Source organism: Ralstonia sp. 110700041-2 (assembly GCF_056280165.1).
Genome location: NZ_JBSFAI010000019.1, coordinates 37408 through 60027 on the forward strand (window position 1 = coordinate 37408; position 22620 = coordinate 60027).

The window sequence follows — 22620 nt, forward strand, 5'->3', positions numbered from 1 at the left end:
ACACCATCGAGGCGTTCCAGAAAATCGACTCCCCTGGGCCGCGGAGAACAACGCCTGGAGGGCGCTCCCGCCGTTGCAATGCGGGGAGCGCAGCCGGAACGCGTCGGTGTGCTGGGCCTGCAGTTCGCCCCGGGTTTCAATATAGCGACTCAATTCCGACTCATGCGTAGTCAAAAAGCGCGTTTTGCGCTTCATTTCATTGACGATATCGGCGGCACAGCGTTTCATGGCAACAAAGCAGCTCTTGCATGGAGACGCACGTGCCACACGAAGATAACGCGGCGCCGATGTACCGCAGCGGAACCGCCGCCCGCATGGCTAAGATGCCTGTATCCACCCTGCGTGTGTGGGAGCAGCGCTATGGCGTGATTTCGCCGGCCAAATCGGAGTCCGGCCAACGGTTGTATTCCAGCGATGATGTCCGGCGCCTCGCGCTGCTGCGTGCACTTGTCAATCAGGGGCACGCCATTGGTGCGATTGCGCATGCGGACAGCACCGAACTCCAGCAGTTGCTGGAAGCTTCCGTGGCCGTGGAGGCGCCCGCGCCAGCGCCATCCACCGCGGCCATTTCGATGGCCGTCTGCGGCGCGCTGCTGGCCGAGCGCGTCCGGCGCAGAAAGAGCACGCTTGCGTCGCTGGGTATCGAGCCCGTCATCGAGTTGCCCGCGCTTGACGGCGAGGCACTCCTCGACCCACCGCCGCGCAGCGACGCGTTGGTCGTGGAAGCTGCCTCCCTGCATCCGGAAACGGCGGAAGCCGTGTTGGCTGCGGCACGCCGTTGCGGCGCCAGTGCCGTGGGCGTGATCTACAGCTTTGGCACGGTGCGTGCCACCGACATGCTGCGCGCGGCCGGCGTGCGGCTGTATCGAGAGCCCAACGCGCAGGGCGAACTCGACCAGGTTCTGCAGGAGTTGGCGCAGCTTGTGCGCGTCGATGCCGTGTACGGAAAGCTCGAGCCGTTGCGGCGCAATGCGCGCAGGTTCACGGACCGTCAGCTGGAGATCTTCGCCAACGCATCGCAGACGCTTGCCTGCGAATGCCCACGGCATCTTGTCGGGCTGATCCGTCAGCTCGATGCATTCGAGCGGTTCAGCGATGGCTGTGCGGTGCGGTCGTCGCTCGATGAACAACTTCACCGCTATCTCGGCGATGTCGCCAACCGCGCGCGGTTGATGCTCGAAGACGCGATGGAATTCGCCATTCGGGCCGAGACACTGCATCCACCTGCGGGTTAGCTGCGTATAGGTGGGTATGCGTCCCACCCGCCTCGCGCGGCAGCTTGCCTGAGGCGGCATGGGCGGTGAAAGCACCGCCGACTTTTCGGAGGCAACTTCAATGAAACTGACTTTGGATCCGCCCGGGTTTGCCGGTGCGGTTGGCAGCGTGCCGCTTTCTGTCCGGATTCGGGAGCGGCTGATGAGCGCCGGCCACCGCTTTCACGCCAACGACAACATCGCCGCCTACCTGCGCGACGGCGAACTGGATCTGCTCCAGGCAGAGGTTGAGGAGCGCCTGCAGGCGGTGCTGCGCGCGCTCGTCATTGACGTGGAGCAAGACCACAACAGCCAGGAAACGGCGCGCCGCGTGGCCAAGATGTTCATACGCGAGGTGTTTGCCGGGCGCTACGTCGAAGCCCCCGAAGTGACGGCGTTTCCGAACGCGGAGCGGCTCAACGAGCTGATGGTGGTCGGGCCGTTGCGGGTGCGTAGCGCCTGCTCGCACCACCTGTGTCCGGTGATGGGGCGCGCGTGGGTCGGTGTCATGCCGCGCCAGGACTCCCAGCTCATCGGGCTGTCCAAGTACGCCCGGCTGATCGACTGGGTCATGAGCCGTCCGCAGATCCAGGAAGAAGCCATCAAGCAGATTGCCGATTTGCTGGAAGACCGGATGGAGCCCGACGGCCTGGCTGTCGTGCTGGAGGCGGAACACTACTGCATGCACTGGCGCGGCACGAAAGACGACGAGTCGCGCATGGTGAGCAGCGTGATGCGCGGCGTGTTTCTGACCGACGCTAGCCTACGGCGCGAGTTTCTTGCGCTGCTGCCCGGCCGCAACGGCGGATGAGCGCCCAGCCACCCCAAGAGGCATTGCCTTGAACATTCTTCAGTTTCCTGCAAAGCGTATCGCCGTGGTCGGCTCCGGTATCTCGGGGCTGGCGGCGGCGCATTTTCTTGCGAAGCGGCACGCCGTGACGCTGTTTGAGGCCGCCCCACGGCTTGGCGGACATACCAATACAGTCGACATCGAAGAGGGCGGACAGGTCTTCGGCGTCGATACCGGCTTTCTCGTGTTCAATTCGCGCACGTATCCGAACCTGATCGCGCTGTTTGACGAGCTTGGCGTGGCGCATTGCGAGAGCGACATGTCGTTCAGCGTATCGGTCGACGGCGGAGCGCTGGAGTGGGCCGGCACCAGCCTCGGCACGGTCTTTGCGCAGCCGCGCAATCTGGTGTCGGCGCGGTTCCTGTCCATGCTGCGCGACATCCTGCGCTTCAACCGCCAGGCGCACACCAACCTGGCGGTGGCCCGAAACGAGCGCCACAGCCTCGGCGCGCTGCTGGCTGCCGGCCGCTATGGCGAGCCGTTCTGCGCGCACTATCTGCTGCCGATGGCGGCCGCAATCTGGTCGACGCCGAGCCGCGAGATCCTGGCATTTCCAGCCGAAACGTTCCTTCGATTCTGTCTAAACCACGGCTTGCTGCAGGTCTTCAACCGGCCGCGTTGGCGTACCGTCAAAGGCGGCGCGCGCAGCTATGTGCAGGCGATTGCCAGCCGGCTGGCCGATGTGCGTGTCGGCACGCCGGTGCGAGGCATCCGCCGTGCAGAGACCCATGTCGATGTGCGCATGGATTCGGGAAGCGAGCGATACGACGCCGTGGTGCTCGCCACACACGCTCCGCAGACGCTGCAGCTGCTCGACGATGCCACCGACGACGAGCGCGCCGTGCTGGGCGCTTTCCGGTACCAGCCCAACACCGCATTCCTGCATCGGGATACCCGCCTGTTGCCGCGCCGACGGCGCGTGTGGTCGGCGTGGAACTATCTGGATGCGCCCCACGCCGGCGCCTCGGGGGGCGCACCGTGCGTCAGCTATCTGCTGAACCAGCTGCAACCGTTGCCGGTGTCGACGCCCGTGGTGGTCACACTCAATCCATCCGCGCCGCCCGCGCCCGAGCTTGAGTATCGGCGCTTCGAATACGAGCATCCGGTGTTCGACCAACCGGCCATCGACGCGCAGGCCCGCCTGCCGGCATTGCAGGGCCGCAGTCGAACCTGGTTTGCAGGCGCCTGGACCGGCTACGGATTCCACGAAGATGGGCTGAAGTCCGCCCTGCGCGTCGTGGCGGATTTCGGCTGCGCTCCAGCCTGGGCACAGGTGGCGCCATGAACGGCGACGCGCAGCTTCTTGTCGGCCAGGTCATGCACCGCCGCCTGCGGCCGGTGGCCAATCGCTTTGTCTATCCGGTGTTTGCCGTGCGCGTGAAGCTTTCCGCGCTGGGGCGCCTGACCGGGACGTGGTTTGGCGTCGACTGCCTCCGGCCGCTGTCTTTGCGCACGCGAGACTACGGCCCGCGAGACGGCACGGACCTGCTCACCTGGATACGTGGCGTGCTGAGCAGCGCAGGTTTGCCTGCCGATGGCGAGGTCTGGCTGCAGACGTTTCCGCGTATTGCCGGCTGGATGTTCAACCCCGTCTCTTTCTGGTATTGCCACGACGCGGCCGGCACGCTGCGCGCCGTATTGGCCGAGGTCAACAACACCTTTGGGCAGCACCATCAATACCTGCTGTGCGCGCAGGGCGGTGGGGCCATCGACGCGCACACCGTGCTGACGTGCCGCAAGCAGCTGCATGTATCGCCCTTCTGCAGGGTCGAGGGCGGCTATCGGTTCCGCTTTGCCGAGGGCGCTGCAACGGCGCTGGTGCGCATCGATTATCACGACCGAGACGGCGCCTTGCTGCATACCGCCATCGGCGGCCGGTTGCAGCCTTTCGATGCCGCTCACCTGCGGCGCGCGCTGCTGCGCCAGCCCTTGCTTGCACTGCAGGTCATCGGCCGCATCCATTGGCAAGCCCTGCGCTTGTGGTTCAAGGGCGTGCCGTTCTTTGGCCGCGCCCCGCACGACAGATCTTCTCCGGAGAACTCCCGATGACAGTCTCGCGCTCCCTTGCTTGGGTGCCGCCCCATGTTCCTGCTGCCGGCCGGCTGTTTCTGGCGCTGGCCGGTCGGCTGCGGCACGGCTCCCTTCACCTTGTCACGCCTGATGGCGATGTGCAGATCGGCGATGCCGCTTCGCCGCTCGCGGCGGATCTGCGCATCACCGACTGGCGCGCCTGCGGGCGCATCCTGCGCAGCGGCGACGTGGGCTTTGCCGAGGCGTATCGCGACGGATGGATCGACTCCGGCAACCTCACCAACCTGCTGCGGCTGGCCATCGTCAACGCGGCCACGCTGGACCAGGCGATCTTCGGGAATGCGCTGGCGCGCTCCGTCCTGCGCCTGCGTCACCTGCTGCGCCGGAACAGCCGCCGCGGCAGCCGTCGCAATATCCATTTGCATTACGACCTGGGTAACGATTTTTATCGCCTCTGGCTGGACGAAGGCATGGCGTATTCGTCTGCCTGGTTCAACGGCAATCTGCGGCATGGGCTTGCTGAAGCGCAAGCCGCCAAGTTCCGGCGCGTGTGCGACCTGCTGAGGGTGGAGCCCGGCATGGACGTGCTGGAAATCGGCTGCGGATGGGGCGGCCTGATGGAGATGGCCTGTGCGCGCGGTGCGCATGTGCACGGCATCACGCTCTCGGAAGAACAGCGCCGCTACACGGCCGAGCGCCTGGCCGGCGAGCCCCGGGCCCGTGTTGAGCTGCGTGACTATCGGGATCTGGATGGGGCGTACGACGCCATCGCGTCCATCGAGATGTTCGAGGCAGTGGGCGAGGCTTACTGGCCAAGCTACTTCCGGACGCTGGTGCGCTGCCTGCGGCATGGGGGGCGCGCGCTGGTGCAGAGCATCACCATCGACGAAGCGCATTTCGAGCGCTATCGCGCCGGCACCGATTTCATCCAGCAGTTCATTTTCCCGGGCGGCATGTTGCCCAGCCGTGAGCGCTTCATCAAGCTGGCGGAGCAGCACGGCTTGCGTGTGGTGGACCGCCTCGACTTCGGCCGCGATTACGCAGAGACACTGCGCCGCTGGAGCCAGCGTTTCGAAGCCCGGCTCGATGCCGTGCGCGCACTCGGATTCGATGATGCCTTCATCCGCATCTGGCGCCTGTACTTCGCCTACTGCGAGGCCGGGTTTGACGAGGGCCGGATCGGTGTGTCGCAGTTTCTGCTGCAGCGGGGATGACGATGTCGGCGGTCGGCGTTGCACTGGTTGCGCTGGTGTTCCTGGTGGCGGTGTTCAGTGCCGTGTGGGCGTGGCAGCTGAGTACCAGGAACGCCGGCATGGTCGATCCCGTCTGGGCGTTCTCCCTGGGCGTGGTGGCATTGCTCTACGCGGGGCTGAGCACAGGTTCGTTGCCGGCGCGCTTGCTGGTCGGGGCGGGCGGAGCGGTGTGGGGCGCGCGCCTTGGCTGGCACCTTTGGCGCCGCAACGCCGGCAAGCCGGAAGATGCGCGCTACCGCAAGCTGCGCCAGGAGTGGGGCGCAGCCGCATCGCGAAACATGTTCGGTTTCTTCCAGTTGCAGGCGGCGGTATCGATGTTCCTGTCGATTGCGTTTGCCGTGCCGAGCTTCCGGCCCGATTCACCAGGCGCTTTCGCCATGGCGGTTGCGGTTGCGCTGTGGCTGATTGCGGTGGCGGGGGAGGCCGTGGCAGACGGGCAATTGCGCCGCTTTGCGGCAGACCCGGCCAACCGGGGCAAAACCTGCCAGGTAGGGCTGTGGCGCTATTCACGGCATCCGAACTATTTCTTTGAATGCGTGCACTGGCTGGCCTACGTGCCACTGGCGATCGGCACGCCGTGGGCGTGGCTCACGCTCTTGCCGCCAGTGGTCATGGCGTGGCTCCTCGTGAAGGTTTCGGGCGTACCCATGCTCGAAGCCCATATGCGAGCCACACGCGATGACTATGCCGAGTACACCCGCACAACAAGCGTGCTGATCCCCTGGCCACCGCGCCACTGATATACAGATCCAAGGAGCCCACATGACTGCACTGTCCACGCCGACCCTACCGCCGCAGGCTGCGGCCGACGCCAGTGACGGCTGGCTCATCCAGTGCTGCGAGCGCGGATGGCTGCCGGATGGGCTCGTTCGTGCGGGCATGCGCGCCCTCATGCGCCAACGCCTGCGAGACGAGGGTCTGAACGACGGCGAACTGCGTTCGCGGCGCTTCAATGCGTTGCTGGACGAGCTGCATGGCAGCCCCATTGCCATTGAGACAGACGCGGCCAATACGCAGCACTACGAATTGCCGCCTGCGTTCTTCGAGGCGCATCTTGGGCCGCAGCTGAAATACTCCTGCGCCCTGTACCCGAACGGCAACGAAACGCTGGCCGAGGCCGAAGAGGCGATGTTTGCGTGCTACGCCGAGCGTGCCAGCCTGGCCGACGGTCAGTGCATTCTGGACCTGGGCTGCGGTTGGGGTTCGCTGTCGCTATGGATGGCCAAGCGCTATCCCAACGCACGCATCGTGGCGTTGTCGAATTCGCGGGGCCAGCGCAGCTGGATCGAAGCCCGTGCTGCCGAGCGCGGCCTGACGAACCTGACCGTGCACACGGGAAACATCGTCGATTTCGACTTTGCAGAGATGCCCAAGGGCGGTCTCTTCGACCGGGTCGTGTCGATCGAGATGTTCGAGCACATGAAGAACTACGGCCTGTTGCTGGGCAAGATCGCGCGGTGGATGCGACCGGATGCGGTGCTGTTCGTGCACATCTTTGCGCATCGCACGCTGGCGTATCACTTCCAGGTGCAGGACGGCACCGACTGGATGTCGAAGTATTTCTTCACTGGCGGCACGATGCCATCGGAGGCGTTGCTGCTGGAGTTCCAGGACGACCTGCGCATGGCGCGGCACTGGTGGGTCAGCGGCGTGCACTACGCGCGCACCGCCGACCATTGGCTAGCCAACCTCGACGCGGCCCGTGATCGTTTGATGCCGGTGTTCATCCAGACCTATGGCAAGCCCCAGGCGGCGGTGTGGTTTCAGCGGTGGCGCATGTTCTACCTGGCGGTGTCGACGTTGTTCGGCTATGCAGACGGCAACGAATGGGGCGTGGCGCATTACCGATTCGTCAAGCGTTAGGGAGCGGAGCGGCAGTCAGGGCGGGATGCCGGTTCCGTCGCTGTGCTCGCCCATCCGAACCAGTAGCGGCATCCATATCGCCCAACCGATTGCCAGGGTGCCCAGCGTGGCAGCCATCGCCGAAATATGTGCCGCCCCAAGCGCTGCACCCGCACGAAACGAGAGCGGGCCGGCAACGGCCCCCAGCGCCAACGCCAGCCACCATCTGCCGCGCAGCCAACGAAAGAGGACATTCACTTGGATTGCAAAGAGCACCCACAGCGCCAGCAGCCAGGGCGGTGCGAATCCGGCCCACAACGTGCCGTGCGGATAGGCGATGAGCCCGGCGCGTATCAGGAGGGTTTCCCACGGCGCCGCCAGCACCACGACCCACACCACCAGCCGCAATTCCCGCTGCGGCTGGCGGGCTTGCTGCAAGTGAAGCGCGAGCAGTACGGCGACGAAGACGATGCCGATCCACGCGGCGTCGCGCGCGGCACTCAGCACGCAGACAAACCAGCCGGCCTGTCCGGCCACCGCATAGAGGAGAGCACGATGAGAACGCATCAAAGAGGCCTTCGTGGGGTCATCCTGTCAGGTTGGGCACGTTACCTGGCAGTGGTCGCGCTGGCGCTTGCCAGCGCTGCCTGCTCCAGCCCTCCGCCAAATCCGAACCCGCGGGCGGCCGTGCCGCTGCAGACGGTTCCGGTCGACCTGCCGCGCTACATGGGGCGCTGGTATGTCATCGCCAACATTCCGTACTTTGGAGAGCGAGGCAACGTCGGCAGCTATGCCGAATGGTCGCTGCGGCCCGATGGCCGTATCGACGATGCGTACGTCTATCGGCCCGGCAGTTTCGACGCGCCATTCAAACGCATGCAGTTCGTCGATTCGGTGGTGGACGGCAGTGGCGGCGGCGAATGGCGCGTGCGGTTGTTCTGGCCCATCTACGTGTCGCAGCTGACGCTCTATGTCGACCCCGAATACCGCGTGACCCTGCTCGGCTATCCGGACAAAAGCCTCGGCTGGGTGTTTTCGCGCGAGCCCAACATGAGTGATGCGGACTATCGCGCGGCATTGGGCCGTTTCGAAGCGATGGGTTATGACATTTCGCGCTTCCGGCGTGTACCGCAGTTCCCAAGCCAAATCGGGCAACCGGGCTTCCAGTCGCCGGGAGATCCCAACTAGCTGCCTGCGCATCAACGTGACTTGCCCAGAAGGTGACGACGCAGGGACGGAGCGCGCGTGCCGGGTGCCAGCCAGATATCGAAAAAGGCGCGCGCGAAGACGGGATCGCTCACCTCGGTCGTCAGTTGTCCATTTGCGTAGAAGCGTGCTCCGCGGCCGGGCAGGTACACGCCGCACAAAGTGTCGCCGGGTTTGACATCGGGGAAGGCGGGTGTCATTGCGCGCTGCCATTGCGCGAGCGTGTCGTCGGGCGGGACGGGGCTCTGGAGCCGCCGGATTTCGTCGATGGCGGTGTCGATGAGGCGGCTTCGCTCGATCGCTCGCCGGTACGTCACCTCCAGTGCAAAGGGCGCGTCATAGCTGGGCGGGAGTTCAGCGCTCCACAACTGCGCATCGTATAGACAGAACCCCAGCAGGCACAGCGCTCCCTTGCCTGACAGCTGCGGCGCGGGCACGGTGTCGCGGCAGTCCGCCCAGGCGCCGACGCTCATGATGGAGGACAGAACAAGGACCAGGGCTCGGGCGGCGTGAACGCGTTTGACAGGCATATTGCGAGGGCGTGCGTGTGGTCAAGCGTTGAACAAACTGCTTGACAAGTCTACTGACAGAGCCTCTGACGCGGAAACGCTGATACGAAATTTTCTCGATGCAAATCGTGCTCACGGCTCACACCGGTCGATAGCAGGATTGATCTGGTGTAGACGAATTTGCCAACGCAAAGCCTGTTCATTGGCGGGAATGCGCCGGTAGTTCTGTTGCAATCCGTTGACGCGCTGCGTCGTGCAGCGTTTCATGTCGGCATGGGCGGCATTCAGGTTGGGAGGAATTGAATGGCAGATGCGTTGACATACACGTTTCAACTCGCGAAGCATGGGTTGCGTGCTGTGCGTGCGTGCCTGCAATGGCTGGTGCCGCTACTCGCGGGCGCGACGCTTCTGGCAGGCTGTGTGCCGACGAGCCCGCCCGAAGGCATCACTGCTGTTACGCCGTTTGATCTTCAACGGTATCAGGGGCGCTGGTACGAGCAGGCACGGCTCGATCACTCGTTCGAGCGAGGCTTGACCGACGTGTCGGCCACGTACCAGCTCCAACCCGACGGCAGTGTGCGTGTGGTCAATCGTGGCTTCGATCCTGCGAAGAGCGAGTGGCGCGAGGCGGGTCGGCAAAGCGCTGTTCGTTGGCAGCCACGATACCGGCTCGTTGAAGGTGTCCTTCTTCGGTCCGTTCTACGGCGGCTATCACGTGGCGGCGCTCGATCCGGGCTATCGCTGGGCGCTGGTTGTCGGGCCGGACCGCAGCTACTGCTGGGTGTTGACGCGGGACAAGCAACTCGAACCCGCGCAGCGCGAGGCGATCCTCGCGCGTGCACGTGCGCTGGGCATTGATACAAACGCGCTCATCTCGGTATCCCATGGGCGGCAGGATCCGTCTCAGTAGCGGCGAGGGCGTATGCACACGACCGAAAGCGAGCACGCGGCGCAAAGCCGTGGCGCCATGTGCCACCGAACAATGACATGAACCAGAGCGCCAAGATTCTTCGGCTGGTGCTGGGCGATCAGCTCAACCCGCAGCATTCATGGTTTGCGGACGCGGACGCGGACGTGGTCTACGTGCTGATGGAGGTGCGGCAAGAAACCGATTACGTGCTGCACCACGCGCAAAAGATCCTCGCCATCTTTGCAGCCATGCGCGACTTTGCGCGCGGTCTTCGGGCGGCGGGTCACCGCGTGCGGTATGTGGCGATCGACGATGAAAGCAACCGCCAGTCCGTGACCGAGAATCTCGCGGCGCTCGCCAGGCACTACGGCGCCGAGCGGGTCGAATGGCAATCTCCGGACGAGTGGCGCCTGGATGAACAGTTGCGTCGTTGGGGCGAAGCGCAGTCGCTGTCGACGAGCGAAGTCGATACCGAACACTTCCTGACGGGCAGGCATGAGCTGGCTGCCATGTTTGAAGGCCGCAAGCAGTGGCTGATGGAGCGGTTTTATCGCGAGATGCGACGTCGTTTTGGCGTGCTGCTCGACGGCACGGGGGCGCCGGAAAGTGGGCAGTGGAATTTCGATCATGACAACCGCAAGCCTTGGCGCGGCTCGCCCCCCGAGCCTGCCGACGCGCGTCCTGTGCATGACCACCGGGCGTTGTGGGAAACCGTTGAGCGCAGCGGTGTGAAGTCGTTCGGCAACCCGCAGGCCGGGGCATTCCGGTGGCCCCTGAACCGCACCGAGGCGCTGGCCTGCCTGGACGCATTTGTCGAGCAGGTGCTGCCGCACTTTGGCGATTTTGAAGACGCCATGAGCAGCAGCCACCAGCGGTTGTTCCATTCGTTGCTGTCCTTTTCCCTCAACGTGAAGATGCTGAATCCGCGCGAGGTGATCGATCGCGCCGAGGCAGCGTATCGGCATGGCAGGGCGCCATTGCCTGCCGTGGAGGGGTTTATCCGCCAGATTCTGGGCTGGCGCGAATATGTACGCGGCATCTACTGGGCGCAGATGCCCGGATACGCTTCGTGCAACGTGCTGAATCACAATGCGCCGCTGCCATCCTGGTTCTGGAGCGGAAAGACGCAGATGCGCTGCCTGCAACTCGCCATCGGCCAGTCGTTGCAAACGGCCCATGCCCATCACATTCAACGCCTCATGGTGATCGGCAACTTCGCCTTGCTGGCGGGGCTCGCGCCCGACGAGGTGCACCGCTGGTACCTCGGCGTGTATATCGACGCATTCGAATGGGTGGAGCTGCCGAATACGGTGGGCATGAGCCAATGGGCAGACGGCGGCCGCATTGCCACCAAGCCGTATGTCAGCAGTGCCGCTTATCTTTCCCGCATGAGCGATTACTGCAAGGGCTGCCACTACGACAGCAAGCAGCGTGTCGGTGAGCGCGCATGCCCATACAACGCGTTGTACTGGGATTTCTTTGCGCGCCACAGTGAAGTGTTCGGCCGTAACCCGCGGCTGTCGATGGTGTATCGACAACTCGCCAAGATGGAACCCGAAGAGCGCGACGCCCTGCGCAAGCGCGCCGAAGAAGTGCGCGCAAGTCTCGAGGCGTTATGACTGCGTTGAACCGCAATAAGGAGGTCGTTCCATCGTGCGCATCCTGCTGACTGGAGGCACCGGATTGATCGGGCGGGCACTGTGCCGCCACTGGCAGGCGCAGGGGCACGATCTGGTTGTCTGGAGCCGTACGCCTGAACGCGTCGCGCGGCTGTGTGCCGGTGCGCGCGGCATTGCAACGCTGCGAGAGCTGGACGGTGCTGCGCCATTGGATGCGGTCATCAATCTGGCGGGCGCGCCGATTGCCGATCGCCCGTGGAGTGCGCCGCGACGAAGAATTCTGTGGCGCAGCCGGGTCGATCTGACCCGTGAACTCGTGGACTGGCTCGGCCGTTGCAAGCAGCCCCCTCGCGTGCTTGTTTCCGGATCTGCCACCGGCTGGTATGGCGATCGGGGGCAGGAGCCCCTGGATGAAGACAGCCGCGCTGGCAAGGACGACTTTGGCAGTCAACTCTGCGTCGCGTGGGAGGAGGAAGCGCGCCGTGCCGAGGCGCTCGGCATGCGTGTCGTGTTACTGCGCACCGCGCCCGTGTTTGCAAGCGACGGCGGCATGTTGCCCAGGCTGCGTCTGCCATTCAGCATGGGGCTTGGCGGTCGGCTCGGCAATGGGCGTCAATGGATGCCGTGGATTCATCTTGACGACGTGGTCGGTCTGATCGATTTCCTTTTGCACCACGCCGATTACTGGGGCGCCTTCAATGCGTGCGCACCGGACCTCGTCAGAAACGCAGACTTTGCCAGCACGCTGGCGGCGACCCTGCGCAGGCCGATGTTCCTGTCGGTTCCTGCCTGGGTATTGCGAATGGCGCTGGGCGAAATGTCAGTGTTGCTGCTGGGCAGTCAGCGTCTGCAACCGCGGCGGGCCTTGGAGGCCGGCTATCGCTTTCGCTTTCCGAATCTGGAGGAGGCGCTGGCGGGTCTGCTGGTGCAGGATAAGCATCCCGTTACCCGGTAACCCGCAGATTGATATTGAGCGGCGGGGGGAACTACACCCGCCGCGTGGCCGGGAGCGACCGGTGCCCGAAGGCCCCGGCCGTGCTCCTCAGCCTTGCCGCTGGCTGCGTGACGTGACCGCCACCGTGGTGGGGGATTCCGCAAGCGGCACAAAGCGGCGCGTCGATCCATCCAGCGCGTCGATGCTGCCTCTCTCGATGTCATACACCCAGCCATGCAGGTTCATGCGGCCTTGCTCGAGGGCGAGCGCAACCGACGGGTGCGTGCGCAGGTTGGCAAGCTGTGCGATCACGTTTTCACGAACGAGGCCGTCCAGCTTGGCTCGGGGCGAGTCGAACGTATGCGCTGCGTTGATGATCTTGGCGGCGTCTGAGTGGCGCAGCCAGTTGGCCACGGCCGGCAGGTGGTCAAGACAGGTGCAGCGCGAGATGGCGCCCATCGCACCGCAGTCGGAGTGGCCGCAGATCACGATGTCCTGCACGCCCAGCACCGCAACGGCATATTCGACTGTGGCCGAAACGCCGCCCGGCTCCGGGCCATACGACGGCACGATGTTGCCCGCGTTGCGGATGACAAACAGCTCACCGGGTTCGCGTTGTGTCAGCAGTTCTGGAACGACGCGGCTGTCCGAGCAGGTCACGAACAGCGCCTTGGGGTTCTGTGATGTCGCAAGTTGTTTGAAAAGCTCTACCCGTTGCGGATAGATGTCGCGCTGAAAGCGCAGGAAACCGTCAATGATGTCGCGCATGGCGTTTTTCCCGTTCAATGGTTGGATGCCGGCGCGGTCATCGGGACCAACGCACCGGCACAGCCGCTATTGTCGTCGATATCGAGCGGAAGAAAAACGGGTCCATACGGATTGCAGGGCCATGAAGGTGATACGCCGATGGAGGCGGCGAGGTCGATGTATGCGTGTTCTTCTTACCTGGTCGTGCGATACGCCGGCACGGGCCGTCTCGGTCAGGGCGGTCTACCGTGTGGCACCGCCACATGCCGATGGATCATGCAGTTGGCCGATCCATTCAGGACAGCGCATCCAACCCCCGAAAACGCGCGTATACGGTCGAACGTCTTGCCTTGACCTGAAACTGTATGCGCTTCCACTTGATCCATATCCCATCGAGCATGGGCGGCACTGACCGCCATCTGCGCGTTCGCCCGGCTTTGGTGCCGCATGGAGGATGCCGATGCGTGGCGTGACCCGTCGAGCATGGATGGGAACCGCGTTGGCGAGCCTGGCAGGGTGTTCGGCCCTGGATGTTCTCAACGCTGTGTCTACGTCCGACGCAAGTGTGCCGGCGCTTGGCCTGCCCTACGGCGCACATCCGCGGCAAAGGCTGGACGTCTACCGGCCGGTTCGCCCGATGGAAGGGCCGCCCCGGGCGGTTGTTTTCTTCTACGGCGGATCGTGGCGAGAGGGCGACCGCAAGGATTACGCGTTCGTTGGCGAAGCGTTGGCCGCGGCTGGGTCGATCGCAATGGTTGCTGACTACAGGCTGTATCCCGAGGTGCGCTACCCGGACTTCCTGCTTGACTGTGCCGCCGCCACGGCCTTTGCCCGACGGTGGCTGGATCGGCAGGGCTATGCCGACGCGCGCTTGTTCGTTGCCGGGCACAGCGCAGGCGCCTACAACGCCGCGATGCTGGCAACCGACAGCCGCTGGTTGGCGATGCAGGGTTTGCGCATTGAAACGCTGTCGGGCTGGATCGGCATGGCCGGTCCTTACAACTTCCTGCCGATTCAAGCGGCCGACGTGCGGCCCGTGTTCAACCATCCGAATGAAACAGCGGATAGCCAGCCGTTGTTCCACGTGCGCCAGGATTGGTTGCCCCCGGCGTTGCTGCTCACCGGCGAGCACGATGCATATGTGGATGTCCGGCGAAATACGCTTTCACTCGCCGAACGCCTGACCGAGTATCGGCACCCCGTGGAACTCAAGGTCTACCCGCGCCTGGACCATAAAACACTCGTGGCCGCACTGGCCTCGCCGCTGCAGTTTCTCGGGCCTGTGCTTTCAGATGTGGCGCGCTTTGTGGCCAACGCCTGAGCGTAATTTGGAGCTTCGCCTCGCCAGATCACGAAACGTTTTTCAACGACGTGGCGGGGCGATTTGAATTGGTAATGCGTTGGAAATTCGTGCTCGGCCAGCGCGGTGGGTCGTTCATTGCGGGACCCGGCGTCCTTATACTCAGGCGACGCGATCAAGCCGCGCTGCAAGCCGCTGAAGATCAATGAGCTACACCATCGTCTGGTTCAAGCGCGACCTGCGGGTGCACGACCACGCCCCGCTGGTCCACGCCGCGCGCCGGGGAAAAGTCTTGTGTTTGTACGTCATCGAGCCAAGCCTGTGGGCGCAGCCGGACGCCGCATCCCAGCACTATCTCTTTATCCAGGAATGCCTGCACGATCTTGCGCAGCAACTGCGTGCATGCGGCGCACGGTTGCAAGTCGCCGTGGGCGAAGTGACGGAGGTATTCGGGCGGCTGCATGCGGCCGCGGCCTTCAGTCACCTGGTGTCTCACGAGGAAACCGGCAACGGTCATACGTTCGCGCGCGACAAGGCCGTCGCACGCTGGTGCCTCGATCACGGCGTAACCTGGCGCGAGTGGCCCCAGCACGGCGTGGTGCGGCGCTTGCCGATGCGAGACGTCTGGCACGACCGCTGGGCGGAACATATGTACGCGCCCTGCGTGCCTGCGCCCGGGGTGGGCGCCCTTAGCGATGTCATGCTGCCATGGCCGGCGATGGACTGGCCTGGGTGCGAGGCCCTCGGCTTGGATACACATGCCCCACCTCGCCGCCAGCGCGGTGGACGCGCGCGCGGCAGCGAAGTGCTGCGCGATTTCCTGTTCGAGCGAAGCCGGAACTATCGGGGCGGCATCTCTTCGCCTTTGACGGCGCCGAGCGCCTGCTCACGTCTGTCTCCTTACCTGGCATACGGATGCCTCGGCATGCGCGAAGTGGTACAGGCCACCGAGCAACGCGTGCTCCAGCTCAGGGCCAGCACAGACGAGGATGCGGTGTGGCAGCGTAAGGGGCTGGCTGCGTTTGTCAGCCGCCTGCATTGGCATTGCCACTTCATCCAGAAGCTGGAATCCGAACCCGCCATCGAGTTCCGCAATCTGCACCGCGGCTACGACGGCCTGCGCGAAGACGCATGGAACGCAACCCACTTTGCCGCCCTGGTCGCCGGGCGCACCGGCTGGCCGATGGTGGACGCCTGTGTTGCCATGCTGAGAGAGACCGGATGGATCAACTTTCGCATGCGGGCCATGCTTGTCTCCGTGGCTTCCTACCCGCTATGGCTGCATTGGCGGCCGGTGGGCGTTTGGCTGGCCCGGCAGTTCATCGATTACGAGCCGGGAATTCACTGGAGCCAGATGCAGATGCAAGCCGGCACCACCGGCATTAACACCACGCGCGTCTACAACCCGATCAAGCAGGCGCAGGACCAGGACCCGCATGGCCGGTTTGTCAGGCGCTGGCTGCCGGCCCTGCGCCGCGTGCCCGATGCTTGGCTCTTGCAGCCTTGGCGCATGCCGCCCGATGTGCAGGCGCGCTGCGGTGTGCGGGTGGGCGAAGACATCCCCGTTCCGCTGGTCGACCTTGTGGCAGCAACGCGGCAGGCCAAGATGCGCGTCCATGCGTTGCGTGCGCGGCCGGAAGTTCACGTCGCCAACGAGGCCATCGTAAAGAGGCACGCTTCGCGCTTGCGCCGTGACCGTGTCAGCAACCCACGTGAGAATGCGTCCGCGCATTCGCAACTCAGTCTCGACTTTTGAATGCGCCGATGCACAAGAAGCTGAACCTGCCGGACAAGCGCTGCATGCACTGCGGCTTGTCATTCACCTGGCGCAAAAAGTGGGCGCGGGACTGGGATGCGGTGAAGTACTGCTCGGAACGTTGTCGCAGACAAGGCAAGCAGGGCAGGGCACAGCATGGAGAGGCGCGTTGAGCACCGTGTTGTTCTGGTTCCGCAGCGATCTGCGACTGCACGACCAGCCGGCACTGCGTGCCGCGTGCGAGAGCGGGGCCACGCACCTCGTCCCGGTCTACTGCCATGCCGACTACGAAGCGCAAACGCTGTGGGGCTTCGCACGTGTGGGTGTTCACCGCCGGGCCGTACTTGCGGCGGCGCTCCGCGATCTGAGCCGCCAGTTGGTCGATCTTGGCAACCGGTTGGTCGAGTGCTACGGGCCGCCTGGGAAGGTTCTGCCCGCATTGGCGCATGCCGTGGGCGCCAGCGCTGTGTTTTGCGAAGACATCGCCGCGCCGTACGAGCAGGCAGACGTGGCCGAAGTGCGAAGCGCGGGTTTGCACGTGCAGACCGTCTGGCAGAGTAGCCTGATCGATCCGCTTGCGCTGCCGTGGCCGGTTCAATCGCTGCCGGCTGTTTTCACAACATTCAGGCAAGCGCTCGAACAAGCGCGGATTGCACCTTCGACGCCTCTGCCACCGCCAACCCACCTTCCGCCATGGCCCTCAGGCGTCATCATTCCACCCGGGCTGCTGCGCGCGCCGGCCCACGTTGCAAACGAAACGCTGTCGGCGGATTCGCGCACGTCGTTTCCGTACGGCACGCCGGAGTTTGATGGAGGGGAGACGGCGGGGCTTCGGCACCTGGCCAGATACCTGCAGCGCAAGTTGCCTCACACGTACAAGCGCACGCGCAACGCCTTGGCTGGTCTGGACTTCTCGAGCAAATGGTCGCCGTGGCTGGCCACCGGTGCGTTGTCGCCCCGACGTGTGATGGCAGAGCTGCAGCAGTTCGAGCAGTCGCATGGGCAGAGCGACGGGAGCTACTGGCTATGGTTCGAGCTGCTGTGGCGAGACTATTTCCGCTTTCTGCATCTCAAGCATGGGTCTCGGCTGTACCGCGCGCGCGGTCTCGCTGATGTGCGGCAGCACGCCGAGCGCCGAGATGCGCAGGGCTTCGAGCGCTGGCGTCATGCATCGACCGGCGAGCCGCTAGTCGATGCCGCGATGCGCGAGCTGGATACCACCGGCTACCTCAGCAACAGGCTCAGACAGGTGGTCGCCAGCTACCTCGTGCATGAGCTGGGAGGCGACTGGCGTGCCGGTGCCGCGTGGTTCGAATCCCAACTCGTCGACTACGACGTGTACAGCAATCAGGGCAATTGGCTGTATATCGCGGGGCGCGGCACAGACCCACGTGGTGGCAGGCGGTTCAACGTCCGCAAGCAGGCCTCCGAATACGACCCCGATGGGTCTTATCTCCATCTATGGGCGGCGCGATAGTGCGCGGCGTCCAACGCCCCGGAACGCAAGCGCCGGCCGGGAACGACGGGTCCGGACATGAGCTGGAGATCACCCAGGCAGCGCACGGGCTAAAGACTGCGCATGTCGCGTCGATTATTCACATCGACACCCCGAGTTAGCACGACATGACTGAAGCAGTACAACTGGAAAGTGGTCGGCCTTCGCGAACCGAGATTCTCACAGCCGCGCTGATCATCGCCATGATTGTTGCCGTGGCTGTAATCGTCTTCAGTAATGCGCGAGGCGCGTTGCCGGAGGTCAGGCCGTTTCTTCCCATGTTCCTGACGGTGGTCGTCCTCAGTGAAGGGCTGACCGGCTACTTGCTGTTTCAGCGTGCCCGCCTTGCCCAGACGCCTTTTTATGGGGCGCTCGCCGGGGCCTACTTTTTTGCGGCATTTCTGGCGGCTGCACAATTGCCCACGTTCCCGGGCATATTCAGTGCCGACGGTCTGCTCGGAGCCGGCCCTCAATCCGCGGTGTGGCTATGGACCTTCTGGCATTCCGGATATCCCCTGTTGCTGCTGCTCGCGGCGCTGAGCCGGTATTGCCATGAACGCGGACGCTCGAGCCCTCTGCTCACGCTGGCGTTGCGAACATTGCCGTGGGTGGGACCGATTTCAGCAGCGGCCGTGGTGCCGATTTGTATCTGGGGCACCGACTATTTACCGCCGCTCATCCAGGGCGGGACATACGTCAACCTCGTTCGCATCCTGGGTGTTCCCGTGATCGGATCGAACATCATTGCGCTTGCAGGCTATTTGGCGCTGACCAGACTCCGGCGCTCGGTGGATGTCTGGGTCACTGTGGCGCTTGCTGTCGGCTTGGCCGACTCGTTGTTGACCCTGCATGGTGGCGCTCGTTATACGCTGGGATGGTACGCGGCACGGCTGCTCAGTGTGGTGTCCTCGGCGGTTGTACTGTCGATGCTGATTGCGGATTTCACACGGCTATATCGGGCGCTGATGGCTGCGAATCACAGGCTTGAGCGGCAGTCGTTGCTGGACGGTCTGACGCAGGTCGGCAATCGTCAAGCATTCGACAGATGCTGGGCGGCCGAATCGAAACGCGCGCGGCGTACGGGGCAACCGCTGTCGGTGCTCATGATCGACATCGACCATTTCAAGCAGATCAACGACACATACGGGCATGGCAGGGGCGACGCATGTCTTGTCGAGGTTGCCAACATCCTCTCGCGCGTTGCGGGAAAGCGCCCGACCGACTTGGTGGCGCGCTATGGCGGCGAAGAGTTTGTCGTTTTGTTGGCAGACACTGAGCGTTCACGCGCCAAGGTCATCGCCGAGCAGGTGCGTCGCGCGGTCGAACAGGCCGCCCTGCCTGCGCCCTCCGTTCGCGGTGTCGTGACCGTCAGCATTGGCGTGGCTGCCTACGCCCCGTCCGCAGATCACGCGCCGGTCGCAGACGCGACATCTGAAGCACTGATGCAAGCCGATATGGCCCTCTACGACGCAAAACGCGCGGGCAGGAATGCGGTGATGGTGCGCTAGCGCGGTCTCGCGGCAGGGCCACCCATTCGGGACTTTCCCCACAACATGCTTGGCGCGCCCTGACGCGAATCGGTCCTGCGTGGAATGCGATGCATAACCGACGTCTCGGCTCGCGGCATCAGCGATTGCACGGCGCGTGATCCGTAAAAATAAAGTCTGTCGGGAAGGGGCGTTCTAACTCATTGGTTTATGAAGAATCGGGGTGCCTAAGAAGAGGGCGGCAAGTCTGTCGAGGCCAGGCGGGGCAAGCCTTTATCAGCCCGCATAGGCCCCTCGTCGCAGTCGGCGAGCGGAGAGCGGCCTTCATCTCATCCACCTTCTGGCCATACACTCCTCGGGAAGCAGTCACCTCTTTTTTGGCTTCGTATGTCATAATTGACATTAGTATCAGATATGACTAAATTACGCATGCTCGCGATGGAACCGGGGTCGAGAACGCCGGCTGCTATGGAGTTGAGCGCGTTCAATAGCGCATGGGTTTTAGCTGCCGCGTCAACGTGCGCCGTATCTGCGAGCCTTGTTCGAGGTGCATATGGATCATTTCGAGAGCTTGCGGCTCTTTCGTACGATCGTTGAGGTCAGAAACTTCAGACGGGCGGGGCAGATGCTTGGGGTATCGCCGGCCGTCGTTTCAAGAGCGATCACTTCCCTGGAACAGCGGCTTGGGGCGCGCCTGTTCCACCGCTCGACAAAGCAGTTCTCGCTGACGGACGCAGCGCACAGGTTTTATGACGGATGCTGCCGTGTGCTCGACGATCTGGACTGCCTTGAATCTGATGCCCGCAGCCAAGGCCATTTACCTGTTGGCGTACTGCGGCTGGTCGCCCATACGTCGGCAACGTCTGCGTGGCTGGCCCCACTGGTCTCGTCCTTCAAGCGGATGCATCCAAACCTCATGGTGGATGTGACGTTGGCGGAGGGCGTTGTCGACCTTGCGACCGAGGGCTATGACATCGGCTTGGTATTGCCCTTCATGCTGGCAACCGATTTGGCCGTGACTCGCATGCTGCAGCGCTTGCCTTTGGCAATCGTCGCTGCACCCAACTACTTGGAATCGCATGTGCGCCCGTCTCACCCGGTCGATCTGTCTGATCACGTCTTCGTCACCGTACCGCCTTCCGTGCATAAGCCCATCGTGACGTTCCGCGCGGACGGCGCGCCGCTCGTGGTTCCACTACGGTACGAAATCACCTCGAACAACGCGGCATTCAACCGTGAAGTCGTACTCGCCGGACTCGGCATGGGGCTGTTGCCATTGGCGCTGCTTGAAGACGATCTGCGAGAAGGGCGCCTCGTCCGATTGCTTGGCGATCATGAAATCCTGGATACCGCAGCGGAGGTGCGCCTCGCTTACATGAGCCGAACGATGGTTCCCGCCAGAGTCAGGGCATTTATTGACCACGCTGTCGCGTACTTTGAGGAGAAATGAGTTGCGGGTTCCGTCTTCTCGGGTGAGCGCCGCTTCCCATTGCGAACGGTGCAACGTCCATCCCCAGGGTAGCGCGCGTCTATCGAGAACACTGGTGTCCGCTCTGATACGCCGCCAGGCCTGGCTGTGGGGCCTTGTCGCGCTTGCAATCGGTGTCCTCATGTGGGCACTGCGGCCGGTGTTGACCCCGTTCCTGCTGGGCGCGCTGATCGCCTACATGTTGCAGCCGGGGGTGGAGTGGCTGGCGCGTCGGGGATTGCCCCGCTGGATCGCCGCGTTGGCGATGATCCTGTGCTTTGCCGCGATGGCGGCGCTGCTCGTTACGCTGATGTTCGCCGTCGTCCAGACCGAAGGTCCGCAACTCCAGGCGAAAATTCCTGCGCTGCTTGCCACGCTGAATGCCTGGTTGCAGCCGAAGCTGGCCGTTTTTGGGCTTGGCGTCGACCTGGATCTGCCACATTTGCGCGATCTGCTGACCAGACCGCGCTATGGTGGTGAAGGCAACTCCGCCATTGCCATCTGGCAATACCTGCGCACAAGCGGCAACGCGATGTTGACCGTCGTGGGCAACGTGGTGCTGGTTCCGCTGGTGCTGTTCTATCTGCTTTACGACCGCCACCAGATGTTTCGGCGTATGGAAAGCCTTGTCCCCCGTCGGTGGCTTGCCAAGACGCAGGCGTTCGTCATCGACATTGATCGGATGCTGTCGCAATACCTGCGCGGGCAGCTTTTGGTGATGGTCGTGTTGGCCGCGTTTTACCCCATCGCCTTGACGCTGGCCGGCTTCGAGATTGCCTTGCCGCTGGGGTTGTTTACTGGCTTGGCGGTGTTCATTCCCTATGTCGGATTTGCCGCGGGCCTTGCGCTTGCCGTGTTGGCCGCCGTGCTTCAGTTTGGCGATCTTTACGGCATCGGCGCCGTTGCTGTGGTGTATGGCCTGGGCCAGATCCTAGAAAACGTCTTCCTCACGCCGCGCTTGATTGGCGAGCGCATTGGCTTGCACCCGTTGGCCGTGATCTTTGCGTTGCTGGCGTTCGGTCACCTGTTCGGATTCTTTGGCGTGCTGCTGGCTTTGCCTGCCAGCGCCGTTCTTGCAGCCGCGCTACGGGAACTGCGCCACCGCTATCTGGCGAGCGAGCTCTATCACGCCTGATCGATGCGCGCCCTCGCCAGACAGCGCGAGGGCTCACATGGCGGCTGCCGCGTTACCGTCCCTGACTTCCGGTAGCGGCAGTTGCGCGATTCTTTCCGCTTCAGCACGCTTGACGCCCAGTGCCTGGAGTACGAAGACGGCCGCACGTTCGGCCAAATGCTCGACGCGAACCGCAGCCGCCTGACGGCTGCGCCCGGGAACCGCCGGTGCCGCCGTAAAGTGCAGCTCGGCCGCAACACCGGCGAGCACTGTCCCAATCACAGAAAGCACGCTGGTCAGCGGATCGGCCACCACAAAGCGCTTGGCGGCAAGCCCGCGCTTGCTGTCGCGTAGCAGGCGCAAGCCCAGGCCGCGCGTCAGGGCGCGTGTAGACACGCCTTCGCGCATCAGCAGCCGGCCCCAGGCCGGTTCGCGCTGCGCCCGCAGCAACGTGTGACGGACCGCGATAGCGATGACCTCGGCCGGATCGGTCAGGCCATGCGCAATGGCATCCAGCTTGTCAGCAAAGTCCTCAAACGCCCAGTCGATCACGGCGGCAAAGAGCCCTTCCTTCGATTCGAAGTGGTTATAGAACGAACCGAAGCCCACATCGGCGGCTTCGGTGATCTCGTTGATGGCGACGCGCTCAATGTTCCGCTCAGACAGCAGCAACAGCGCCGCGTGAAGCAGACGTGCCCGTGTTTCCTGTTTGCGCCGGGTGCCGCGCCGCTCGCGGCAGCCTTCTGCCACGCGATTCGTGAGGTTCCGCATAGGGGTCTGGAATGGTGTTCTCCTCGAGGATGATAGTGTCTTGCGTCATAGTTGACAATAATATCAGTTATGAGT

General features: G+C 63.7%; 22 protein-coding genes and 1 pseudogene. 18 read left to right on the plus strand and 5 right to left on the minus strand.

Going from position 1 to position 22620, the window contains the following annotated elements; all coding sequences use genetic code 11:
- Positions 1-260: 260 nt before the first annotated feature.
- From ACUXH0_RS23690 to ACUXH0_RS23720, 7 genes are all read left to right on the plus strand, one after another.
- Entirely contained in the window at positions 261-1235 is a 975-nt protein-coding gene (locus tag ACUXH0_RS23690; protein ID WP_235202077.1) for a MerR family transcriptional regulator, read from the plus strand.
- Positions 1236-1335: 100 nt separating this feature from the next.
- Positions 1336-2064, plus strand: coding sequence for a GTP cyclohydrolase I (gene folE / locus ACUXH0_RS23695; RefSeq protein WP_024974146.1), 729 nt, complete (start codon positions 1336-1338; stop codon positions 2062-2064).
- Positions 2065-2092: 28 nt separating this feature from the next.
- On the plus strand, positions 2093-3388 hold the full coding sequence (locus ACUXH0_RS23700; RefSeq protein ID WP_182594719.1) for an NAD(P)/FAD-dependent oxidoreductase: 1296 nt from the start codon (positions 2093-2095) through the stop codon (positions 3386-3388).
- Positions 3385-4152 carry a DUF1365 domain-containing protein gene (locus ACUXH0_RS23705; RefSeq protein WP_182594718.1) on the plus strand — a complete coding sequence of 256 codons (768 nt, stop codon included), beginning with the start codon at positions 3385-3387 and terminating at the stop codon, positions 4150-4152. Before ACUXH0_RS23700 ends, ACUXH0_RS23705 begins: the two co-directional genes overlap by 4 nt.
- Entirely contained in the window at positions 4149-5348 is a 1200-nt protein-coding gene (locus ACUXH0_RS23710; RefSeq protein WP_024541856.1) for an SAM-dependent methyltransferase, read from the plus strand. The genes ACUXH0_RS23705 and ACUXH0_RS23710 overlap by 4 nt, the downstream gene beginning before the upstream one ends.
- 2 nt (positions 5349-5350) lie before the next feature.
- A complete protein-coding gene (locus ACUXH0_RS23715; protein ID WP_024974144.1) occupies positions 5351-6127 on the plus strand; it encodes a DUF1295 domain-containing protein in 777 nt (258 codons plus the stop codon).
- Between the two features lie 22 nt (positions 6128-6149).
- A complete protein-coding gene (locus ACUXH0_RS23720; protein ID WP_182594717.1) occupies positions 6150-7250 on the plus strand; it encodes an SAM-dependent methyltransferase in 1101 nt (366 codons plus the stop codon).
- Positions 7251-7265: 15 nt separating this feature from the next.
- Here the strand turns inward: ACUXH0_RS23720 and ACUXH0_RS23725 are convergent, their stop codons facing one another.
- Positions 7266-7796, minus strand: coding sequence for a DUF2878 domain-containing protein (locus ACUXH0_RS23725; RefSeq protein ID WP_004634963.1), 531 nt, complete (start codon positions 7794-7796; stop codon positions 7266-7268).
- Between ACUXH0_RS23725 and ACUXH0_RS23730 the strand changes: the two genes are divergently transcribed.
- Positions 7785-8417: a lipocalin family protein gene (locus tag ACUXH0_RS23730; RefSeq protein WP_024974142.1), complete on the plus strand. Its 633-nt coding sequence runs from the start codon at positions 7785-7787 to the stop codon at positions 8415-8417. The two genes, ACUXH0_RS23725 and ACUXH0_RS23730, sit on opposite strands and share 12 nt — an antisense overlap.
- Positions 8418-8428: 11 nt before the next feature.
- Here the strand turns inward: ACUXH0_RS23730 and ACUXH0_RS23735 are convergent, their stop codons facing one another.
- Positions 8429-8908, minus strand: a complete 480-nt coding sequence (locus ACUXH0_RS23735; RefSeq protein WP_004634960.1) for a chalcone isomerase family protein — start codon at positions 8906-8908, stop codon at positions 8429-8431.
- Between the two features lie 168 nt (positions 8909-9076).
- Positions 9077-9289, minus strand: a complete 213-nt coding sequence (locus tag ACUXH0_RS23740; RefSeq protein ID WP_182594748.1) for a hypothetical protein — start codon at positions 9287-9289, stop codon at positions 9077-9079.
- On the opposite strand from ACUXH0_RS23740, the pseudogene ACUXH0_RS23745 reads away from it, so the two are divergent.
- The 3 genes and pseudogenes from ACUXH0_RS23745 to ACUXH0_RS23755 all read left to right on the plus strand — a co-directional run bounded on the left by ACUXH0_RS23745 (position 9248) and on the right by ACUXH0_RS23755 (position 12428).
- Positions 9248-9854, plus strand: a pseudogene (locus ACUXH0_RS23745) (lipocalin family protein). The gene ACUXH0_RS23740 and the pseudogene ACUXH0_RS23745 overlap by 42 nt on opposite strands.
- 77 nt (positions 9855-9931) lie before the next feature.
- On the plus strand, positions 9932-11473 hold the full coding sequence (locus ACUXH0_RS23750) for a cryptochrome/photolyase family protein (protein ID WP_182594716.1): 1542 nt from the start codon (positions 9932-9934) through the stop codon (positions 11471-11473).
- Positions 11474-11507: 34 nt separating this feature from the next.
- Entirely contained in the window at positions 11508-12428 is a 921-nt protein-coding gene (locus ACUXH0_RS23755; protein WP_182594715.1) for a TIGR01777 family oxidoreductase, read from the plus strand.
- 87 nt (positions 12429-12515) lie between these two features.
- Here ACUXH0_RS23755 and ACUXH0_RS23760 read toward each other — a convergent pair whose 3' ends face one another.
- Complete coding sequence (locus ACUXH0_RS23760; RefSeq protein WP_182594714.1) at positions 12516-13175, minus strand: carbonic anhydrase; 660 nt, start codon at positions 13173-13175, stop codon at positions 12516-12518.
- 439 nt (positions 13176-13614) lie between these two features.
- Between ACUXH0_RS23760 and ACUXH0_RS23765 the strand changes: the two genes are divergently transcribed.
- The 7 genes from ACUXH0_RS23765 (at position 13615) to ACUXH0_RS23795 (ending at position 21795) form a co-directional block, all read left to right on the plus strand.
- On the plus strand, positions 13615-14475 hold the full coding sequence (locus tag ACUXH0_RS23765) for an alpha/beta hydrolase (protein ID WP_024541865.1): 861 nt from the start codon (positions 13615-13617) through the stop codon (positions 14473-14475).
- A gap of 184 nt (positions 14476-14659) precedes the next feature.
- Positions 14660-16210 carry a cryptochrome/deoxyribodipyrimidine photo-lyase family protein gene (locus tag ACUXH0_RS23770; RefSeq protein WP_024541866.1) on the plus strand — a complete coding sequence of 517 codons (1551 nt, stop codon included), beginning with the start codon at positions 14660-14662 and terminating at the stop codon, positions 16208-16210.
- Between the two features lie 8 nt (positions 16211-16218).
- A complete protein-coding gene (locus tag ACUXH0_RS23775) occupies positions 16219-16383 on the plus strand; it encodes a DUF2256 domain-containing protein (protein ID WP_170816401.1) in 165 nt (54 codons plus the stop codon).
- Complete coding sequence (locus ACUXH0_RS23780; RefSeq protein ID WP_024541867.1) at positions 16380-17687, plus strand: DASH family cryptochrome; 1308 nt, start codon at positions 16380-16382, stop codon at positions 17685-17687. The genes ACUXH0_RS23775 and ACUXH0_RS23780 overlap by 4 nt, the downstream gene beginning before the upstream one ends.
- A gap of 146 nt (positions 17688-17833) precedes the next feature.
- Positions 17834-19213 carry a sensor domain-containing diguanylate cyclase gene (locus ACUXH0_RS23785; protein WP_024974137.1) on the plus strand — a complete coding sequence of 460 codons (1380 nt, stop codon included), beginning with the start codon at positions 17834-17836 and terminating at the stop codon, positions 19211-19213.
- A 532-nt stretch (positions 19214-19745) separates the two neighbouring features.
- Positions 19746-20642 carry a LysR family transcriptional regulator gene (locus tag ACUXH0_RS23790; protein WP_024541869.1) on the plus strand — a complete coding sequence of 299 codons (897 nt, stop codon included), beginning with the start codon at positions 19746-19748 and terminating at the stop codon, positions 20640-20642.
- 160 nt (positions 20643-20802) lie between these two features.
- A complete protein-coding gene (locus tag ACUXH0_RS23795) occupies positions 20803-21795 on the plus strand; it encodes an AI-2E family transporter (protein WP_024541870.1) in 993 nt (330 codons plus the stop codon).
- Between the two features lie 33 nt (positions 21796-21828).
- Here ACUXH0_RS23795 and ACUXH0_RS23800 read toward each other — a convergent pair whose 3' ends face one another.
- Positions 21829-22545: a TetR/AcrR family transcriptional regulator gene (locus tag ACUXH0_RS23800; protein WP_024541871.1), complete on the minus strand. Its 717-nt coding sequence runs from the start codon at positions 22543-22545 to the stop codon at positions 21829-21831.
- Between the last annotated feature and the right edge of the window lie 75 nt (positions 22546-22620).

Bases quoted from the DNA above. Each gene is read 5' to 3' on its own strand.
- folE (WP_024974146.1), top strand. From the start codon at position 1,336: ATGAAACTGACTTTGGATCCGCCCGGGTTTGCCGGTGCGGTTGGCAGC.
- ACUXH0_RS23705 (WP_182594718.1), top strand. From the start codon at position 3,385: ATGAACGGCGACGCGCAGCTTCTTGTCGGCCAGGTCATGCACCGCCGC.
- ACUXH0_RS23710 (WP_024541856.1), top strand. From the start codon at position 4,149: ATGACAGTCTCGCGCTCCCTTGCTTGGGTGCCGCCCCATGTTCCTGCT.
- ACUXH0_RS23715 (WP_024974144.1), top strand. From the start codon at position 5,351: ATGTCGGCGGTCGGCGTTGCACTGGTTGCGCTGGTGTTCCTGGTGGCG.
- ACUXH0_RS23720 (WP_182594717.1), top strand. From the start codon at position 6,150: ATGACTGCACTGTCCACGCCGACCCTACCGCCGCAGGCTGCGGCCGAC.
- ACUXH0_RS23730 (WP_024974142.1), top strand. From the start codon at position 7,785: ATGAGAACGCATCAAAGAGGCCTTCGTGGGGTCATCCTGTCAGGTTGG.
- ACUXH0_RS23725 (WP_004634963.1), bottom strand. From the start codon at position 7,796: ATGCGTTCTCATCGTGCTCTCCTCTATGCGGTGGCCGGACAGGCCGGC.
- ACUXH0_RS23735 (WP_004634960.1), bottom strand. From the start codon at position 8,908: ATGAGCGTCGGCGCCTGGGCGGACTGCCGCGACACCGTGCCCGCGCCG.
- ACUXH0_RS23740 (WP_182594748.1), bottom strand. From the start codon at position 9,289: ATGCTTCGCGAGTTGAAACGTGTATGTCAACGCATCTGCCATTCAATT.
- ACUXH0_RS23750 (WP_182594716.1), top strand. From the start codon at position 9,932: ATGAACCAGAGCGCCAAGATTCTTCGGCTGGTGCTGGGCGATCAGCTC.
- ACUXH0_RS23760 (WP_182594714.1), bottom strand. From the start codon at position 13,175: ATGCGCGACATCATTGACGGTTTCCTGCGCTTTCAGCGCGACATCTAT.
- ACUXH0_RS23765 (WP_024541865.1), top strand. From the start codon at position 13,615: ATGCGTGGCGTGACCCGTCGAGCATGGATGGGAACCGCGTTGGCGAGC.
- ACUXH0_RS23770 (WP_024541866.1), top strand. From the start codon at position 14,660: ATGAGCTACACCATCGTCTGGTTCAAGCGCGACCTGCGGGTGCACGAC.
- ACUXH0_RS23775 (WP_170816401.1), top strand. From the start codon at position 16,219: ATGCACAAGAAGCTGAACCTGCCGGACAAGCGCTGCATGCACTGCGGC.
- ACUXH0_RS23785 (WP_024974137.1), top strand. From the start codon at position 17,834: ATGACTGAAGCAGTACAACTGGAAAGTGGTCGGCCTTCGCGAACCGAG.
- ACUXH0_RS23790 (WP_024541869.1), top strand. From the start codon at position 19,746: ATGGATCATTTCGAGAGCTTGCGGCTCTTTCGTACGATCGTTGAGGTC.
- ACUXH0_RS23795 (WP_024541870.1), top strand. From the start codon at position 20,803: ATGTGGGCACTGCGGCCGGTGTTGACCCCGTTCCTGCTGGGCGCGCTG.
- ACUXH0_RS23800 (WP_024541871.1), bottom strand. From the start codon at position 22,545: ATGCGGAACCTCACGAATCGCGTGGCAGAAGGCTGCCGCGAGCGGCGC.